The organism is Parvibaculum sp., assembly GCF_035511255.1.
Taxonomy (GTDB): domain Bacteria; phylum Pseudomonadota; class Alphaproteobacteria; order Parvibaculales; family Parvibaculaceae; genus Parvibaculum.
This window is the reverse complement of sequence record NZ_DATKFR010000107.1, coordinates 1-1,940: the sequence shown is the minus strand read 5'-3', so window position 1 is coordinate 1,940 and position 1,940 is coordinate 1. Positions and strand designations below refer to the sequence as shown.

Genomic DNA, 1,940 nt, shown 5'->3' with positions numbered 1-1,940 from the left:
TGGCGCGCTGAATAGAGATCAAGCAAAAAGCCGCCTCTTCAAGAAAGAGGCGGCTTTTTTATTTGGTCCGTTCTTTTTGTCTTTGTCCCGGCGCCGTCAGTTCTCGTCCATCTTCAGGGCGGCGATGAAAGCATCCTGGGGGATGTCGACGCGGCCGAACTGCCGCATCTTCTTCTTGCCCTCTTTCTGCTTGTCGAGAAGCTTGCGCTTGCGGCTGATGTCGCCGCCATAGCACTTGGCGGTCACGTCCTTGCGCATGGCGGCGATCGTCTCGCGCGCCACGATGCGACCGCCGATCGCGGCCTGGATCGGGATCTTGAAGAGGTGCTTGGGGATCAGATCCTTCAGCTTCTCGCACATGGCGCGGCCGCGCTGCTCGGCGCGGCTCCTGTGCACGACGGTCGAGAGCGCATCGACCAGCTCGTCATTGACGAGGATCGTCATCTTGACGAGGTCGCCCTCTTCATAGCCCTCGATGTGATAATCGAAGCTCGCATAGCCGCGGCTCACCGACTTCAGCCGGTCGTAGAAGTCGAGCACGACTTCGTTGAGCGGCAGTCGATAGACCAGCATGGCGCGCGATCCGGCATAGGTGAGATCGATCTGATGGCCGCGGCGGTCCTCGCAAAGCTTCAGCACCGAGCCCAGATATTCGTCGGGCACCAGGATCGTCGCCTTGATCCAGGGCTCCTCGATGTGATCGATCTTCATCGTGTCCGGCATATCGGCCGGATTGTGCATGTCGATCACCGAGCCGTCCGTCATGTGCAGATGATAGATGACCGACGGCGCCGTGGTGATGAGATCGATGTTGAATTCGCGCTCGATCCGCTCACGGATGATTTCGAGATGCAGAAGCCCGAGGAAACCGCAGCGGAAGCCGAAGCCGAGCGCGGCCGAGGTTTCCATCTCGAACTCGAAGCTCGCGTCGTTGAGGCGCAGCTTGCCCATCGCCTCGCGCAGATCCTCGAATTCCGAGGCATCGACCGGGAAGAGGCCGCAAAAGACCACAGGCTGGGCCGGCTTGAAGCCCGGCAGCGGCGCGTCGCAGGGGCGCCGCTCCTCGGTGATCGTGTCGCCGACGCGCGTATCCGCCACTTCCTTGATCGAGGCGGTGAAGAAGCCGATTTCGCCCGGCGTCAGGCTCGCCACGTTCTCACGCTTCGGGCGGAAGATGCCGACCTGTTCCAGCGTATAGGCGCCGCCCGTGCCCATCATCAGCACACGCTGGCCCTTCTTCATCTCGCCGTCGATGATGCGCACCAGCACGACGACGCCGAGATAGCTGTCGTACCAGCTGTCGACCAGCATCGCCTTCAGCGGCGCCTTGATGTCGCCCTTGGGCGGCGGCAGGCGGTTGACGATCGCTTCCAGCACGTCGGGAATGCCGAGGCCGCTTTTCGCCGAAATCTCGACCGCGTCCGACGCGTCGAGGCCGATCACGTCCTCGATCTGCTGGCGGGTCTTGGCCGGATCGGCGGCGGGCAGGTCGATCTTGTTCAGGACCGGCACGACCTCGTGGTTCACTTCCAATGCCTGATAGACATTGGCGAGCGTCTGGGCCTCGACGCCCTGGCTCGCATCGACGACGAGGAGCGAGCCCTCGCAGGCGGCGAGCGAACGGTTGACCTCATAGGCGAAGTCGACATGGCCCGGCGTGTCGATGAGGTTCAGCTCATACATCTCGCCATTCTGCGCCTTGTAGTCGAGGCGGACCGTCTGGGCCTTGATCGTGATGCCGCGCTCGCGCTCGATATCCATCGAATCGAGCACCTGCTCCTTCATCTCCCGGGCCTCGAGCCCGCCGCAAAGCTGGATCAGCCGGTCGGCAAGGGTCGATTTCCCGTGGTCGATATGGGCAATGATGGAGAAATTGCGGATATGGGCGAGGTCTGTCATGGGGCTTTCTGTACTCAGGCGCGCCCATATAGCACTGGAGG

At 62.1% G+C, this 1,940-nt stretch carries 1 protein-coding gene; it reads right to left on the bottom strand.

Annotation, left to right across the window (positions count from 1 at the left end; genetic code table 11):
* Nucleotides 1-96 precede the first annotated feature (96 nt).
* Nucleotides 97-1,899: a translation elongation factor 4 gene (lepA, locus tag VMR03_RS03705; protein WP_325402406.1), complete on the bottom strand. Its 1,803-nt coding sequence runs from the start codon at nt 1,897-1,899 to the stop codon at nt 97-99.
* Nucleotides 1,900-1,940 lie beyond the last annotated feature (41 nt).

Coding starts and splice junctions, on each gene's coding strand:
- lepA (WP_325402406.1), bottom strand. CDS start 1,899: ATGACAGACCTCGCCCATATCCGCAATTTCTCCATCATTGCCCATATC.